Annotated in this window: 17 protein-coding genes and 1 riboswitch; of the genes, 2 read left to right on the top strand and 15 right to left on the bottom strand. The window is 42.6% G+C overall.

Annotated elements, in window-relative coordinates; genetic code table 11:
* Positions 1–70: 70 nt before the first annotated feature.
* Positions 71–346 (bottom strand): YutD-like domain-containing protein, encoded by a 276-nt coding sequence (locus H0266_RS12695; protein WP_181472867.1) that lies wholly within the window; start codon positions 344–346, stop codon positions 71–73.
* Between the two features lie 141 nt (positions 347–487).
* Here H0266_RS12695 and H0266_RS12690 point away from each other — a divergent pair, with 141 nt between their 5' ends.
* Together H0266_RS12690 and H0266_RS12685 are read left to right on the top strand one after the other, a co-directional pair.
* Positions 488–1,084, top strand: a complete 597-nt coding sequence (locus H0266_RS12690) for a YhcN/YlaJ family sporulation lipoprotein (protein ID WP_181472741.1) — start codon at positions 488–490, stop codon at positions 1,082–1,084.
* Positions 1,085–1,185: 101 nt separating this feature from the next.
* Positions 1,186–2,103 (top strand): M23 family metallopeptidase, encoded by a 918-nt coding sequence (locus H0266_RS12685; protein ID WP_246363892.1) that lies wholly within the window; start codon positions 1,186–1,188, stop codon positions 2,101–2,103.
* A 44-nt stretch (positions 2,104–2,147) separates the two neighbouring features.
* Here H0266_RS12685 and H0266_RS12680 read toward each other — a convergent pair whose 3' ends face one another.
* From H0266_RS12680 to H0266_RS12615, 14 genes are all read right to left on the bottom strand, one after another.
* The gene (locus H0266_RS12680) at positions 2,148–2,246 is read right to left on the bottom strand and encodes a methionine/alanine import family NSS transporter small subunit (protein ID WP_181472739.1); all 99 of its coding nucleotides are present in this window, start codon (positions 2,244–2,246) and stop codon (positions 2,148–2,150) included.
* A gap of 1 nt (position 2,247) precedes the next feature.
* A complete protein-coding gene (locus tag H0266_RS12675) occupies positions 2,248–3,774 on the bottom strand; it encodes a sodium-dependent transporter (RefSeq protein WP_181472738.1) in 1,527 nt (508 codons plus the stop codon).
* A gap of 264 nt (positions 3,775–4,038) precedes the next feature.
* Positions 4,039–5,607 carry a Na+/H+ antiporter NhaC family protein gene (locus tag H0266_RS12670; RefSeq protein WP_181472737.1) on the bottom strand — a complete coding sequence of 523 codons (1,569 nt, stop codon included), beginning with the start codon at positions 5,605–5,607 and terminating at the stop codon, positions 4,039–4,041.
* Between the two features lie 137 nt (positions 5,608–5,744).
* A riboswitch (Lysine riboswitch) is annotated at positions 5,745–5,929 on the bottom strand.
* Between the two features lie 54 nt (positions 5,930–5,983).
* Positions 5,984–6,757: a sporulation protein YunB gene (yunB, locus tag H0266_RS12665; protein ID WP_181472736.1), complete on the bottom strand. Its 774-nt coding sequence runs from the start codon at positions 6,755–6,757 to the stop codon at positions 5,984–5,986.
* Between the two features lie 51 nt (positions 6,758–6,808).
* A complete protein-coding gene (locus tag H0266_RS12660; RefSeq protein WP_181472735.1) occupies positions 6,809–7,903 on the bottom strand; it encodes an HD-GYP domain-containing protein in 1,095 nt (364 codons plus the stop codon).
* Between the two features lie 65 nt (positions 7,904–7,968).
* Entirely contained in the window at positions 7,969–9,363 is a 1,395-nt protein-coding gene (locus H0266_RS12655; RefSeq protein ID WP_246363891.1) for a bifunctional metallophosphatase/5'-nucleotidase, read from the bottom strand.
* An 11-nt stretch (positions 9,364–9,374) separates the two neighbouring features.
* Entirely contained in the window at positions 9,375–10,208 is an 834-nt protein-coding gene (locus H0266_RS12650; RefSeq protein WP_246363888.1) for a sulfite exporter TauE/SafE family protein, read from the bottom strand.
* Positions 10,209–11,027: 819 nt separating this feature from the next.
* Entirely contained in the window at positions 11,028–12,425 is a 1,398-nt protein-coding gene (sufB, locus tag H0266_RS12645) for a Fe-S cluster assembly protein SufB (RefSeq protein WP_181472733.1), read from the bottom strand.
* A gap of 33 nt (positions 12,426–12,458) precedes the next feature.
* Positions 12,459–12,902, bottom strand: a complete 444-nt coding sequence (gene sufU / locus H0266_RS12640) for a Fe-S cluster assembly sulfur transfer protein SufU (RefSeq protein ID WP_181472732.1) — start codon at positions 12,900–12,902, stop codon at positions 12,459–12,461.
* The gene (locus H0266_RS12635; protein ID WP_181472731.1) at positions 12,892–14,112 is read right to left on the bottom strand and encodes a cysteine desulfurase; all 1,221 of its coding nucleotides are present in this window, start codon (positions 14,110–14,112) and stop codon (positions 12,892–12,894) included. Before H0266_RS12635 ends, sufU begins: the two co-directional genes overlap by 11 nt.
* A complete protein-coding gene (sufD, locus tag H0266_RS12630; protein ID WP_181472730.1) occupies positions 14,112–15,419 on the bottom strand; it encodes a Fe-S cluster assembly protein SufD in 1,308 nt (435 codons plus the stop codon). The genes H0266_RS12635 and sufD overlap by 1 nt, the downstream gene beginning before the upstream one ends.
* 19 nt (positions 15,420–15,438) lie before the next feature.
* A complete protein-coding gene (sufC, locus tag H0266_RS12625) occupies positions 15,439–16,224 on the bottom strand; it encodes a Fe-S cluster assembly ATPase SufC (RefSeq protein ID WP_181472729.1) in 786 nt (261 codons plus the stop codon).
* A 238-nt stretch (positions 16,225–16,462) separates the two neighbouring features.
* Positions 16,463–16,633, bottom strand: a complete 171-nt coding sequence (locus H0266_RS12620) for a YuzK family famiily protein (RefSeq protein ID WP_181472873.1) — start codon at positions 16,631–16,633, stop codon at positions 16,463–16,465.
* 196 nt (positions 16,634–16,829) lie between these two features.
* Positions 16,830–17,195, bottom strand: a complete 366-nt coding sequence (locus H0266_RS12615; protein ID WP_181472728.1) for a carboxymuconolactone decarboxylase family protein — start codon at positions 17,193–17,195, stop codon at positions 16,830–16,832.
* Positions 17,196–17,197 lie beyond the last annotated feature (2 nt).

The following is a 17,197-nucleotide window of genomic DNA, read 5'->3' as shown; positions in this document are numbered from 1 at the left end:
GTTGCCTCATCATGAAATGGCGCTTGTTTCTACTAAAAAACCGGTGTGCTTTAGTGAAAGCACACCGGTTTTATTTCTGCACTTTTTTCATGACGAAATAAGCGCACCCAAAGTTACAATATTCGTATAAGTAATCCTCTAACGTACTGATCTTCGTATCAAAGCTTGATTTAGAATTTTGATCATCATAGAACCCTTTCAGACGAAGCTGGCCATATCCCCAATCGCCTACGATAAAATCATACTTGCTTAAAATATCGCTGAAGCGGCTTTCCACATCTTCTTGCTGAAAACCTTCACGATAATCTTCAACGATCTCATATGTTTTCCCGAAAAATTCGATCACCTTCATCACCTCTACTCTTCTACATAGTGTACCATATTTTCATCCTGACAATGAATGCCAAGTAACTAAATGTCGAATGAATCTCATAAAACAGACAAAACTAAATATGAAAAAACTATACGTTAAAAGGAGGAAAATACGATGTACAAATCGTTGTTCATTCCCTTGTTTATCGTTTTAATCATGATGGCTGGATGCATGGAAAACGAGAATAAACAAGAAACAAGTAAAAATGAAGACACGTTGAACGGGAATGCCATGGATAGTTATAATGAGGAACCGTTAGATGGACAAGTAGGTTATGTCCGATTCAAGAAAGATCAATTGGACCAAGAGGTTGAGCAGAAACGTCAGATTAAAGTAAATAAGGAACAGATGGCGGATATGATTTCACGCATGATTCTACGCTACGATGGGTTTGAAGATGTCGCAACGCTAGTTACGGATTATGAAGTTCTTGTTGCCTACCAGGCGCCGGAAAATCACGATCGTGAAGAAGCAGCCGATATGGTTCAAAAGACAGCCTACTCGATGGTACCCGCTTTTTATCGCGTCTATACTTCTGATAAGTCAGCCGCTTTCACCGATATCCAGAGCGTAAGTACTTCAACCGTGTACGACGATCAATACCGCGAAGTGATTGATAGTATCATTAACAAAATGAAAGAAGCACCTCAAGGTAAAGTTCAGCAAAATGATGACCAAATGGGCGACCATGGAATGAGTACTGGATCTTAATTCCCTTTGATTCCCAAACATAACCTTATCTACAGTGCTCATCCTAAAGGTATCAAATCCTTGTAGGTGATAAGATGAAAATGATTCGTGTGATGCTAGTTATGTTATCCGTATTACTCGGAGTAAGCCATCCGGTTTACGCAGAGAAAAAGGATGACAGTCAAGCCCGTATGGCGTTATATCAAAAAACGGAAGCTGTGACAGGTATTCCATGGGAGTACTTGGCAGCTGTTGACCAATATGAGAGACAGATTCATGACAACCCTAAAGAAGGACGACTCACAGCTTTGGAAGCAGACCCTATGTTCTGGACCGGAACTGCTGGAGAAATGCCGACTGATTTCTTCCCTGAAGGTTGGGGAGGGGATGGAAACGGAGACGGCAAGACAGACATCAATAATGATGAAGATGTTCTCTGGTCTCTGGGGCAATATATCAATAGTTACGGGACTACTAAAGAGGATATTAAGATTGCATTATGGAATTACTACAAGCGTGATTTAACGGTTCAAACGATTATGAACACAGCTAAAGTATTTCAGAAGTTTCAAACCGTCTCGCTGACGGATCGATCTTTCCCTGTTCCTATTGAGGCCAATTATAGCTATCGGACAACGTGGGGGGATGCAAGAGGATTCGGTGGCCGTAGAATTCATGAAGGAACGGATATCTTCGCCAATTACGGTGTACCTGTTAAATCGACCACTTATGGCGTAATTGAAATGAAAGGGTGGAATCGATACGGAGGATGGCGTGTCGGTATTCGAGACATTTATAACATTTACCACTATTACGCTCATCTTCAGAACTTCTCTGAAGATTTGAAAGTCGGTGATGTCGTTCAACCTGGTGATGTGATTGGTGGTGTAGGAGCTTCCGGTTACGGTCCTCCTGGAACCTCCGGTAAGTTCCCTCCTCACTTACACTATGGAATGTATCAGGATAACGGAAATAATGAATGGTCTTTTGATCCATATCCTTACTTGAAGCGTTGGGAGCGAATGGAAAAGAACAAATAAGAAAAGCGTCGCTTGAAAGAAGCGACGCTTTTTTACCATATAGATTATTTGGATTTTTTCACTGCATTGCCGATACTTGCGGCAAGGCCTCCCCAAATAATCACGATTCCGATAAGCATCATAACAATTGCACTAGCTGTCATATTAGCTTACCTCCCTTTTTTCTTCTTCAAGTGAACTTGTGTGCCAACGCTTAGCCGTCATGAGGAAACCGACTGCAATCGCGAAGATGGCCACGGACCAACCACCGAATAGGATAAATGTATCTGAATATCCTTCATAGTTCCCCGTGTCTGTTTCAAATTGCTTGAACAAGTTCTTCGTAAACAATTGGAACATCATGATACCAAGTACGATCGGAGTAATAACTCCTAAACATACTTTCCACCATCCGCCAAGATGCAGGTCAGACACTCCATTGGCATGGTTCTGGAAATCGCCAAGCTTCCGTACGAACCAAGCAATGACAACTACTTCTACAAGGCCGACAAAAGCTACACCAAACTGGTTGATGAAGTAGTCAGCAGCGTCTAAGAAGAACAATCCACCCTGAGTCGCGAATAGCAGGGAAATGACAGCTGCCAGACCTCCACCAGCCGCAACGGCCGCTTTACGTGACAAACCGAATTTCTCTTTTATCCCTGCAACATACGTTTCAGAAATCGAAATCAAGGAAGAAAGTCCAGCTAACACGAGTGACATGAAGAATAAGAATCCAAACAGACCACTCAATGCCGGAAATTCATTAATGATTTGCGGGAAGACGACAAATGCAAGTCCTACCCCTCCAGACACAACTTCCTCAACACCTACACCATTTTGCTGCGCCATGAACCCTAGTGCACCAAAGACTCCGATACCTGCCAACAATTCAAAACTGGAATTACTGAAACCAGTGATGAAAGCATTGTTCGTAATATCAGATTTTTTCGGTAAGTAACTGGAGTACGTGATCATAATGGCAAAGGCAATGGATAAACTGAAGAAGATCTGTCCATAAGCCGCCACCCACACGCTCGGGTTCATAATCTGGCTGAAATCAGGAGCAAAGAATGTCTGTAACCCTTGAGCTGCCCCAGGTAATGTAATGGCACGGATAACGATAATTAAGAATAAGACGACAAGTGTCGGAATGAAGATTTTGTTCGCTGTTTCAATTCCTTTTTTAACACCTGCAAATAGTACGCCAAGCGTAATGACCCATACGATCACAAGCGGGATGAGAATCCCCATGACCATATTCCCTGTTTGGCCAGGAGTAACCGTCAACTGTAAGAAATCATTGAACAAGAAGCTCTCTGTGTCTTCTCCCCATGATAGGTTGATGGAAAAGAAACTGTAGCGGATTGCCCAGGCAATAATGACGGCATAGTACGTTGAGATCACGAATGATACAAGTACAGCCCACCAACCAAGCCATTCGGTTTTCTTATTCATGCGGAAGAACGATAATGGTGCAGAACCACGATACTTGTGTCCTAATGTAAACTCCATCACAAGTAGTGGGATACCTGCTGTTAATAAGGCAAATAAGTACGGAATGAAGAATGCCCCTCCGCCATTTTCATAAGCTACTGCGGGGAAACGCCAAATGTTACCTAAACCGATTGCTGAACCAACAGCGGCTAGGATAAACCCGGCTCTTGTCCCCCATTGTGCACGATTTTCCATGTGTAGACCTCCCTTTGATATTCCAACCTTTTCAGCCCACCTATTAACTAAAAAGGATGTTTCATAATTTTTCTTTTTTTCTGATTATTTCTGTTTAAATTATAACCATCCCTTCCGTGCTTGTCAAAGTGATTTTTAAATATTTAGAAAATAGAAAATATTGACACATACTACATAAACAAATGCTTTCATTTTGCTGCCTGTTTAATATTAATAGAAATAAAAAAAGGTAGATGCTCATCGTGAGCATCTACCTTTTTTTGCTTAATTTTTTTCCATAGCTTGGCTATTCGACCGGAAAAAGTGAATAGCTAGACCTACAGCCAAAACAATGAGTAATGTGACAGCGAACGGAATCCATACAGAACCGGTCAATCCAAGAATGACATAGCCGACAGATGCTGCGCCTGCCGCAATTAATGCATATGGCAATTGTGTCAGCACGTGATCAATATGATTTGCTCCTGCCCCCGTTGAGGATAAAATGGTCGTATCTGAAATAGGTGAACAGTGATCACCAAAGACAGAACCGGCTAGCACGGCAGACAATGCAGGTAGAATCATCGTTGGATCGGTTACAGCAGCGATTTCTCCTGCGATTGGTAACATGATCCCGAATGTTCCCCATGAAGTCCCAGTCGACAAAGCCATAAAGCCTGAGATGATGAATATGAGCAACGGCAAGTAAGCTACATTTATATCTGCTTGACTGAACTGCTGAGCTAAATATTCACCCGTTTGCAATTGACTGATGATATCGCCGATCATCCAAGCAAAAATAAGGATATATATGGCCGGAAGCATCGCTTTTAGACCTTCAGCAAACACACGTCCCGTTGATGATTTCTCCCCACCTTGTACAAGGTACAAAATAGCGGCAAGAATAACCGAAGCGAGTCCACCGACAAAGAGCGAGATGTTTACATTAGTATTAGCAAAAATCGCCAAGGCGTCGACAGGACCCTCTGTTGTATTACGAATTCCTGTTATGATCATGGATGCCACTGTTCCCACAATCAAAGCAATAATCGGCAAAATCAAATGATAGATTCGGCCGTTTCCGTGTTCTTTGAATTCATCATTCAAATCCCCTGGAACGTCCCCTTTATCAGGATTTGTCAGCTCGCCTGTTTGAAGCGCACGTGATTCATGCGTCTTCATAGCACCGATATCCAACTTCATGAAGATGGTCAGAAAGACGAGCAACAACGCTGCAAATACATAGAAGTTCGCCGGAATCATCAAAACAAATGCTTCAAGAGCTTGATAGTTTGTAATTTCATTAGCGGCTAAGATGCTTCCAATCGTTCCGATGATATAAGCACCCCAACTTGATATAGGTGAAATCACCGTAATCGGAGCAGATGTCGAATCTATGAAATAAGCGAGTTTAGCTCTCGAAACTTTATAACGGTCGGTTACAGGGCGAGCTACTTGTCCTACCGCTAAAGCATTGAAATAGTCATCAATGAATATGATAATACCTAAAATGGCAGGGATCAGTTTCGCTCCACGACGAGTGCGAATTCTTTCTACCGCCCACTTCCCGAAGGCTCTACTTCCTCCAGAAGCTGTCATAAACGCGGTCGTTATCCCTAATAAGAGTAAAAAGGATAATAGATAGATGTTACCCATATTAAGGGCACCTTCACTTACAAAAATAGTTGAGAATAAAGACCAGATCAAATTCACACTTGCACCAATATCGAGTTGCGTGAGCATGATTGCTCCAACTATGATACCGATCCCAAGTGATAAGATGACCCTCCTCGTTAGTAAAACAAGGACCAGCATAAGGACTGCTGGAATTAATGAGTAAATTGTTCCTTCCATGATGTTCCCTCCGTAAAAATCTAATGATGTAAACGGGATTTGGAAGGCTACTGTGGATTAAAATTGAGGAATAAAAAAAGACAATGATAGAAAATAACCTACCATCGCCTCTAGTGGCAATTTGATTATCCTCCATTTCGATCAGTAGCGCCCCATGCACCCAAAAAGCATGCATGACAGTGTGTCTTTTATTCAAATACACACCAGCGGAAGAAAGCTTGACATCACTTCCTTCTACTTCGGCAGGCCCCCCTTTCACCAATGATCAATGCATGTCGGACTCCCATTGGTTACTCATGACGCCTGCGCCTCTACCTCACCGATCTGATAAGGTCACGCATATTCAGTTCTTTGCCATTCTATCAGCAGATTCATATTATTGCAAGGGGTCCATCGGATAAGAAAAAGATGGAGACTGATTGCTATCCCCTGGTGCTCCGTAGAAGTTTGGAACTTCCCCTAGAATGGTAGCGGTATCAATCGGAATATCAGTCGCTACTGTGGTCGTTTCGGTGGAGAACGGAATGACGATTCTGACATTGACTTCAATATGAATCGATAATTCAAACAACGCTGCATTGATTCCATATTCGGTCAGCTCATTTTCAAAGTTTGATTGAACATCCCCAATCACCCTGAGTTGCACGGGTACCTTAGGGCCTAGGTTAGCAAGAAGTGTGTTGTTCGTTGCCTGACCGATTGGAATTTCAATCAAAGTCGCTGGCTGTTCCCCTAACTCCTCTTGTGTCATCTCAGGATCCAACTCCGCTTCAATCGAGGTATCCTCCATAGGTAATTCATTCAGTTCCATTCGCTTTAAGTACGTTTGTACACGGAGCGTCGTATTTCTTAATACGCGGTTTACCACGACCGAATTCCACCCCATATACACAATGTTGCCATCGTTGTCGGTTTCCATTTTCACAAGGTCTTTAAACTGAAGATCTTCAGAAATTTGTTTGCTGACGGCTTCATTTATAGCATCTCTCGCGAATTGCTGAGTCTTTGTTTCAGCAATTCCAACTAGGGCTGGAGTCAAACCGCGGTTGATATACCAAAGGCTCGCTCCTGTAAAAAGTAAGAAACATAGAAAACTGATGACAATTCTTTTGCCCACTGAGGGACCATTCGTCATCCTCTTGTTTGGCATAAAACAACCCCTCCTGACCTATCTATATGATGGGAAGGAAGGGTTTACGCATTAACTGACGGAGATTGTATCACAATTTTTCACCACGATATTCAACTCGACAGATAGATCGATATCATACTTTTCTTCAAGCTTCAGACCCTGCTCTTCAAAAATTCGGACCAATGGACGGTCGCATAAATGGTCATTCTGCTTAACGACGACTCCTTTGCGCCCATCATTCAACTCGACAGAAAGGCCGTTCGGATAAACCGCAATGCATTTACGGAATTCCTCTACCATCTGATGATCAAATAATGTCCCCGCACCTGAATACAGAATCTCCAGCCCCTCGTGCGGAAGCATTGCTGATCGATACACCCGGTTGCTCGTTACAGCATCGAAGACATCAGCAATAGCCAGAATCTTTCCGTATAAATGAATTTCATCATTTTTTATGCCTCGTGGGTACCCGGATCCATCGAGTCGTTCATGATGCTGAAAGGCGCAATGAGCGGCTACTAAGGGTATGGACCTCGACCCTCTAAGCAATTCAAATCCCATCTCAGCGTGAGTCTTGATCGTCTCGAATTCTTGGGCTTCTAGACGTCCAGGTTTCAATAGTACTTCCCTCGGCACCATCATCTTACCGACATCATGCATAATGGCTCCCAAACCTAATTCTTCTAATTTGCTGTAAGGGAGTTGAAGTTGCTTACCTAAAGCAAGAGCATACATTGTAACGTTTAAGGAATGTGTAAATATGTAATCGTCATAGGTGAAAACATCAGATAACAATGTAATCGCTTCTCTATTCTGTTGAAGTTCATCCATGATGGATCGTACGATGCTCGTCATTTCTGTCGCAGATTTCTCAAAGACAAGACCATTTTTAAGGGTTTCATACTCTTGAGCCGTTGCAAAAGACCGCTTAATCGACCGGACTGACTCTAAACGTAACTCTTCGGAAATCGGATACTTACTGTCGATATCCTTCGTATCTTCATCCTCAATATACACATACGTGATATGATAGTCTTCCATCCGGTCGATCATTCGCTGCGTTAAGATAACCCCTTTATTTAAGAGAATCTGTCCATTTTCATTATATATGGTTTTTCCTAGTTCATCCCCTGCTTCAAGTGCGCTTCTTATGATTAACCTCATGGCATGCTCCTAAACAAATTGTTGTGTACTTTCAAGAAGTTATTGTAATAAAATGACCAAGGACACTAGTATATTCTATTTTGTAATGCTTCTGCAAGCAAATCCCTAAGCAATTCCGGCATGTAGTATGTCTTCTTCTTTGCATAGGCAACTTCCGGAATGAGTCTGCCAAAAGTGAACGTATCTGCTGTCGCAAAGGTGTACACACGATCAAAGTCGATCGGTTCACCGTCTATTCTTGCCTCTCTGACATAGTAGGTGCCGTCTTCGCCTTGTTTCCCTACAATTTCTATACCACTAAAAATCATTTTCCCTATAATTTCTCCACGGAAACCGAAGCCTTTCAGACGGATTTCGGTCAATTTTTTTGTATGGGCAACACGAATGACTTCCATGACCTCGTCACCCTTCAATTCCACCTTACATGGATTCATAGGGTGAGGACATATACGGTGCACATCTTCGTAAGTGATTTCGCCCTCAAATAAATGATCGAGTAACACACCCGCGTTTAACATCGCGATATCCGAACTCGTCCAGTCTCTCAATTCATCTGTTAACAGTTGCATCAAACGACTCTCTTTGAACCATGCAATGTTCATGGTCTCCTTTAACGAAGTGACCGGTGTACGGAGGTAACGAACAGCCTCTTCACGCTTGCGTTGTACATCCAAGTTTGCTTGCTCGTCCTTTTTCATATTTTCGGTCGAAATCGCATAGGCCTGTTTATTTGTTACTTTGGCTTGATGATCATCCCATTCCAAAATCACTTCACCAAGGTGGGTGCCATGTTTTCCTGCAGCCGTTAATAAAGTGCCCTCTACAAACTCACCATTCTGAAACAAATGATGGGTGTGACCCCCGATGATCACATCAATGCCTCTATACTTGCGTGCGATTTCTTCATCGTCATTAATACCAAGGTGAGAAAGCAAAACAACAATATCTGCTTGTTCACGTACTTCAGGGAGGACCTCATCCATGACATCTAATGGGGATTGAACATCCCACCCTAGCTGTTTATAGAACGTTTTAAATGGAGCTGTTAATCCTATAATGCCGATTTTTGTTCCCTGTTTGGATGTCATGATCTGATAAGGGCGCAACCATTCCGGCTGAGAACCGTTCATATAAGTCAAGTTTGCACAAGCTACGTCGAATTCTGCCTGATTATAAAGTTGATGCAAGTTCTCTTCAGACAGGGTAATGCCTTCATTGTTCCCTAAATTCGCAATATGGTAACCAGCTTGATTCATCAGCTCGACATTCCCTTTTCCCATCAGCCCTTCAGCAATGGGATGAAAACGATCAACGTGGTCCCCGTTATCCAACAGCCAGTAATCCTCACCTTTACGCTCATGCTTTTTCTTTTGTTGATTAAAATAGCCAATGATTTGAGGCCAATTCTCAAAATGACTATGAAGATCACTTGTATAGTATAGAAATAATTTTTCCTTCATCATCATTCTCCTCATCCTATTCCTTGCCAGATTAAACGAACCCCAATTAAAATGAGTAGAACCCGTAAAAACCATTCCACCAATTGTCCGTTCATTCTCCGGTTCACCCTTGCCCCGAGCATTCCTCCCAAGTAGGCACCTGGTATAAAGTAAAGAGTATGAGCCCACTCAACATGTCCTAATAAAATGTGTGTCCCTGAACTCGATATGCTGGCAAAAAAGATCATAAACATCGAAGTCGCTGTCGCAATGTGGGGAGGGATACTAAATAACAGAATCATGGCTGGTGTCAACAAAGACCCTCCACCGATTCCAAGGAGTCCCGAAAGCAAACCGACAATAAACGACAACACCAACCCGATTGCTATCGGCATTTGATAAGTGTACGTTTGTCCATCTATGACTTTTTCTCGCTTCATACCGGTTTTAAATAAGGGAGACCCAGCTTCTCTCCTCGGTAGAAAGAACAGAGCTGAAACGAAAATCATCACGATGCCGAAAAATAGCGAGAATCCATCTGTCTTCATAAACTGATTGATCCAGGCACCTAAGATTCCTCCGGGTATACTTCCTATCAAAAACAGATACCCTATTTTTTTATCGACTCGATCATGCCTCATATAAGATAAAGCAGAAGACATTCCAGTAAAGATCATGACTACTAAAGATATACCTACAATCGCCTGAGGGGTTACCCAATCAAACGAAGAAAAACGTTCTCCTAAGAAAAGGAGTACGGGGACTAAGATCACGCCCCCTCCTAAGCCAGCGATACTTCCTACAAACGCTGTGATCAATCCTATGACAAACATGACGACAAACATACCGAACATCCTTTTACTCATTAATAGATAATATTATAGTATCACGATTCGTATTCTTAAAACATCAAACCAACCCTGTTTTGAATGATCAATGGAATCTTAGCAGCAACTTATTCAACAATCGGGCAGTAACCTTGAACACTCAATTTCGAGACTTTTGTAGTGAGGAAGGGGGAGATGGGGAACGAGTCGCTTTCCGTGGGGCGGGCGCTTATCCTCCTCTAGCTAAAGCTCTCCGGGGTCTCAGCTGTCCCACTTAATCCCACAGGAGTCTCCGCGTTCCCCATCTCCCCTTGCCAAAATAGTCTCTCGAAATCACATCCCGAAAAGTGGGGCCGTGAACAATGCGACTCCAGCGGGATGTATTGGATGAACGCACCCCAATTCGGACATTTACCTGAGCAATCAGGACAACAGATGTACGATTTCAGACATCTATCTGCTCAATCAGGACAAGTGATCCTCTATATCGGACATTTACTCAGCCTACTCAGACAGACGTGCTTCTTTTCATCAATGAATGGTCCGACTAACTATTTTCGGTGGGTGTGGTGGGAATGGCGAGACTCCCGCGGGAGAAGGACCAAGGCGAGACCCCACAGGGAGTGTCAACGACCGAGGAGGCTCGGCGGTTCCCCCGCAGGAAAGCGAGTCATTTCCCACTACGCCCTTTTCTTACTTCAGTAGAGAACCCAAACACCTCATCCTCAAGTCTTCAAGATATGGGGGAGTTTATGGAATTAATTGTAATGAGAGAACTGAGGTTAGTAGAACGATAAAAAAGCAACAAAACCGCCTTGAGCGATTTTGTTGCTTTTATTTTGTGTTAGTAGAGTGAAATTAACCGATTGAACCTTCCATCTCGAACTTGATAAGACGGTTCATTTCAACGGCATATTCCATTGGAAGTTCTTTCGTAAATGGTTCAATGAAGCCCATAACGATCATCTCTGTTGCTTCCTCTTCAGAGATTCCACGACTCATCAAGTAGAACAGCTGCTCTTCAGACACTTTTGAAACTTTCGCTTCGTGCTCAAGAGAGATATTCTCATTCATGATTTCGTTGTAAGGGATGGTATCGGACGTTGATTCATTGTCCATAATCAACGTGTCACATTCAACGTTAGAACGTGCACCTTCCGCTTTACGTCCGAACTGGACAATTCCACGATACGTTACTTTACCACCATGCTTGGAGATGGATTTAGAAACGATCGTTGAAGAGGTATTAGGCGCCAAGTGGTGCATTTTCGCACCAGCATCTTGGTGCTGCCCTTTACCAGCAAGAGCGATGGATAATGTCATACCACGTGCCCCTTCTCCTTTAAGAAGGACGGCAGGATACTTCATCGTCAGTTTAGAACCAAGGTTACCATCAACCCATTCCATCGTCGCATTTTTCTCAGCAACAGCACGTTTCGTAACTAGGTTATACACGTTGTTCGCCCAGTTTTGAATCGTAGTATAACGGCAATAAGCGTTATCTTTTACGAAGATTTCTACAACCGCACTGTGAAGGGAACTAGAAGAATACGTTGGTGCTGTACAACCTTCTACATAGTGTACGGAAGAACCTTCATCTGCGATGATCAACGTACGCTCAAATTGACCCATGTTCTCAGAGTTGATACGGAAATAAGCCTGAAGTGGCGTTTCAACCTTCGTATCTTTAGGAACGTAGATGAATGATCCACCAGACCATACAGCTGAGTTCAATGCAGAGAATTTATTATCAGAAGGAGGAATCACTTTCCCGAAATATTCACGGAACAGATCTTCATTCTCCTTAAGAGCAGAGTCTGTATCCTTGAATATAACTCCAAGATCTTCTAAGTCTTTCTCCATGTTGTGGTAAACGACTTCAGACTCATACTGTGCCGATACACCAGAAAGGTATTTCTGCTCAGCTTCTGGAATTCCTAGACGGTCGAAAGTATTTTTAATTTCTTCTGGAACCTCATCCCAAGAGCGTTCGGAACGTTCCGATGGTTTAACGTAATACGTGATTTCATCAAAATCAAGTTCGTTAAGGTCGCCACCCCATTGTGGCATTGGCATTTTATAGAATTGCTCTAATGACTTCAGACGGAAGTCGAGCATCCATTGTGGTTCTTCTTTATAATTGGAGATCTGTTCAACTACTTCTTTAGTCAGACCTTTTTGGGTACGGAAAATCGAGACATCTTTTTCGTGGAACCCGTATTGGTACTCTCCAACTTCAGGTGCTTTTTTAGCCATGTTTATATACCTCCTTTTGGTATGAACAAACGATTAATCCTGCTTTTCTTCGTCTACACCTTTCTCCATTGCCTTCCACGCGAGTGTCGCACACTTAATACGTGCAGGGAATTTGGCCACTCCCTGTAAGGCTTCGATGTCCCCAAGGTCAATGTCTTCTTCCTCAATGTCATTGCCTTGCATCAATCCAGAGAAAATTTCAGACATTTTCAAAGCATCGTCTACTGGTTTTCCTTTGATTGCCTGAGTCATCATAGAAGCAGAAGAAAGACTGATGGAACAGCCTTCTCCATCAAACTTTGCTTCTTTCACTATGCCATCCTCGACTTGCAATTGTATTTGAATACGATCACCACAAGTCGGGTTATTCATATCGACCGTCATATGGTCGCCTTCGATTGAACCGCGGTTACGAGGGTTTTTATAGTGATCCATGATAACTTGGCGATACAACGTATCTAAGTTATTAAAAGACATCGCCAAAATACTCCTTTGTTGTTTGTAATCCTTCAACAAGTCGGTCGATTTCTTCTTCTGTATTATAAAGGTAGAAACTTGCTCTAGCGGTAGCGGATACTTCCAACCAACGCATCAACGGCTGGGCACAATGGTGACCTGCCCGCACCGCAATTCCTTCTGCATCAAGAACAGTAGCTAAGTCATGCGGATGAACATCAGAAAGATTGAATGTGACGAGTCCAGCTCGTTCTTGTGGACCGTAAATCTTCATTCCTTCGATTGTATTCATACGCTCTAGTGCATATTGGGCAAGTTTGTGCTCATGATCTTGAATTTGATCAAGACCGATTTCATTTAAGAAATCAATCGCTGCACCTAGACCGACAGCGCCTGCAATGATCGGGGTTCCACCTTCAAACTTCCACGGAAGCTCTTTCCAAGTCGAGTCGTAAAGATTAACAAAGTCAATCATTTCTCCACCGAACTCTACAGGTTCCATGTCATTTAATAAAGCTTTTTTTCCATACAGTACACCTATGCCTGTTGGCCCACACATCTTATGAGCTGAAAAAGCGAAGAAGTCTGCATCCATGTCTTGTACATCAATCTTCATATGCGGCGCACTTTGAGCTCCATCCACAAGAATAACAGCTTCTTGATCATGGGCCATTCGCGCAATTTCTTTTACCGGATTGATTGTACCAAGTACGTTAGATACCTGCATGATCGCTACCATCTTCGTGTTAGCTGTAATGGTTTCTTTAGCGTCTTCCAGACGAATTGTACCGTCTGGCTGCAATGGCATGTACTTCAGTGTAGCACCCGTCTCTTTGGCTATTTGCTGCCATGGGATGATATTACTATGGTGTTCCATCGGGGTGATGACAATTTCATCACCTGCTTGGAAATTTGCTCGACCATAGCTTGAAGCTACCGTATTGATCGCTGTCGTTGTACCTCTTGTGAAAATGACTTCCTGGGTACTGGATGCATTGATGAAGCGACGAACTTTTTCTCTTGCCCCTTCATATTCATCTGTAGCTCGAGTACCTAGTGTGTGCACGCCTCTATGAACGTTAGAGTTGTACCCACGATAATACTCGTCTATCTTTTCAATCACTTTTCTTGGCTTTTGAGAAGTGGCTGATGAATCAAGGTAGACGAGTGGATGACCGTTGACTTCCTGATGCAGGATCGGGAATTCGTCACGGACGGCTTTTACATCCATTAATATACTTTCCTTTCAATCACTTGCGTTAATTGTCGCTTTACAGCTTCCACTGGCAACTGTTTTACAACCGGTGCCAAGAAACCGTGAATGATTAAACGCTCTGCTTCGAATTTGGAAATACCACGACTCATCAAGTAGTATAACTGGATCGGGTCGACACGACCGACCGAAGCAGCGTGACCAGCTGTTACGTCATCTTCATCGATAAGAAGAATAGGGTTCGCATCTCCTCTAGCATCCTTACTAAGCATCAGTACGCGGGATTCTTGCTCTGCGTTAGACTTAGAAGCGCCATGTTCAATCTTACCAATACCATTAAAGATGGCAGATGATTTGTCTTTCATTACTCCATGTTGAAGGATATAACCATCTGATCCTTTACCGAAGTGGGTGATGTTCGCTGTGAAGTTCTGCTTTTGATCTCCACGACCAATAGCAACGGTCTTCGCATTTGAGTGAGAATTATCACCGATCAGGTGCGTAATGTTTTCAGAGACTGTATCTCCTTCATTCATTTGTCCTAATGCCCATTCGATTACAGAATCGCGATAAGCCACACCGCGACGGTTTGCGTAAACAGTCGTTCCTTTTTCAAAGTTATCAACTGCTCCGAATGAAACCTTCGCTCCATCTTTAGCAATCACTTCAGCAACAATATTCGCAGATGTCTTCTCTTCTTTATTATTAGAAATATAGTTTTCTACATAAGTGACCGAGCTATTTTCTTCAGCTACAACCAAAATATGGTTGATCAAGGAAGCTTCCGGATCTTCTTGCCAGAAAATCGCTTGAATCGGATCTTCGATTTGTACGTTTTTAGGTACATAAAGGAAGACTCCACCATTCATCAATGCTGCATGAAGCGCCGTCAGACGGTGTTCGTCCATATGGACAGCGTCATTCATATAATATTTTTCTACAAGATCGCCGTGCTCGCGAAGAGCTGTAGCCATATCAGTAAAGATAACACCTTGTTCTTTCAGTTTTTCGTCGATCGTACCAAAAGCAAGTGTGTGATTTCGTTGAATGACAAGGTTTTTCTGTTCTTCTTCTTCATCTAAGAAGTCCTTGATTTCCACTGGCAGTTGATCAAGTGAATCAATGGTTTCTCCTGCCACGTGGTGGTTGAATTCTGTGAAATTCCAACCTTGAATGTTTGTTTTGTCAGGCTTCGGCAATGGAAGAGACTCTGACTTATCCAATGCATTCAATCGAAGGTCCTTCATCCACTGAGGCTCTTGAAGCCCTTGGGAGAATTGGGTAACGTACTCTTTATTGTATGGTAGTGAGACTTCTACTGTCATATTAACCCTCCTATCTGGTTTACGCTTTTTGACCGACTGTCTCGTCTTCGATACCGAGCTCTTCTTTAATCCACTCATAGCCTTCTTCTTCAAGACGTTGTGCAAGCTCAGGTCCACCAGATTTAACAACGCGGCCTTGCATCATAACGTGTACATGGTCTGGAGTGATATAGTTCAATAGACGTTGGTAGTGGGTAATCATTAGGCAACCGAACTCACTGTTGCGCATTTCGTTGATTCCTTTTGCCACTACTTTTAGTGCGTCGATATCTAAACCAGAGTCAATTTCATCAAGGATGGCAATGGCTGGTTGTACCATCATCAACTGAAGGATTTCATTACGCTTCTTCTCTCCGCCAGAGAAACCTTCGTTCAAGTAACGCTGTGCCATATTCTTATCCATATCTAATGTGTTCATCGTAGCGTCCATTTCTTTGATGAATTTCATTAGGGAGATTTCGTCGCCTTCTTCACGGTGTGCATTGATTGCAGAACGTAGGAAATCGGAGTTTGTTACACCACTGATTTCACTTGGATACTGCATAGCTAGGAAAAGACCCGCTTGTGCGCGTTCATCAACTTCCATTTCAAGAACATCTTCGCCGTCCAATAGAATTTCGCCTTTAGTTACTTCATATTTAGGGTGACCCATGACAGCGGAAGCAAGTGTTGATTTACCTGTTCCGTTCGGTCCCATAACAGCGTGGAATTCCCCACCGTTGATTGTTAAGTTAACACCTTTAAGAATTTGCTGACCTTCGATTTCTACATGAAGATCCTTAATTTCTAACGTTGATCCTGCCATAAAAAATACCTCCAGTATCTATTATTATTGAGTGTGCTGGTTGATATGGATCAAAGAACCATTCTCAAATTATTCTCATTACAATCTTATATCATTTAGAAATTGTAATCAACTTTTTGCCCCTTGTTGAAAAGCTCAAGGAATAGACAATTATTGAGCGTTTCAACCATATTCCTACATTATTATAACACGAAAAAAATCAGGTGACGAAGGCTCACCTGATTCTTTATTTTTGTGATTATCTATGCAATTGACGGTCAACCTGCTCGATCATTTTTCGACTTTCCTCAAACTCGCGTTGCCTTTTTTGTTCAACTTGCAGACGAGTGTCTAGTCTCCTGCTGTACTCCGCATACCCCATATTATGAGCACCATGCATGGCTTTTTCCATTCCAGCAGTATAATTCAATTTCAGGTCGTCAGTGATAACGAATCAATCCTTTCAGATTATTTACACAATTTAGAATATCACAAGACAATACCCCCGCTAAAATGGAAATAAACGTCACATTCAAGGAAATTTGAGTTTCACTTTTCATGTAAGCGCTTTTCTCTTGAACACCTTTACGTTTAATCGATTTCTCTTTAATTTTCTAACAATTCAATCAATTAACAGGATTTTGCAAGTCTTTGTAGGCATGTTGAACGAGTGTTACAGCTTGACTCAATGCTGCACCTCCACCAAAGGCTGCCGCTACCCCGCACGCTTCCAATATCTCTTTCTCAGTTGCACCCTGATCGACGCAACCTTTCGTATGATAGATCATACAATACTCATCTTGTGCGACAATGCTTATTCCGAGCGCCATCAACTGCTTGTTTTTCTTAGATAATTCTCCTTCTTTAAAACAAGCTTCGGAAAATTGGCTGAACTGATGAGCGACTTCCGGCATATGCTCAGAAAATTGACCCATCCCTTCTTTATAATCGTGCAAGTAATTCTTTGTCCAGTTCATGTTTTGCTCTTGCATGG

This window comes from Halobacillus locisalis, assembly GCF_013694105.1.
Classification (GTDB): Bacteria; Bacillota; Bacilli; order Bacillales; family Halobacillaceae; genus Halobacillus; species Halobacillus locisalis.
Note: the sequence above shows the minus strand (reverse complement) of the source record. Positions and strands in the feature narration are given on the sequence as shown.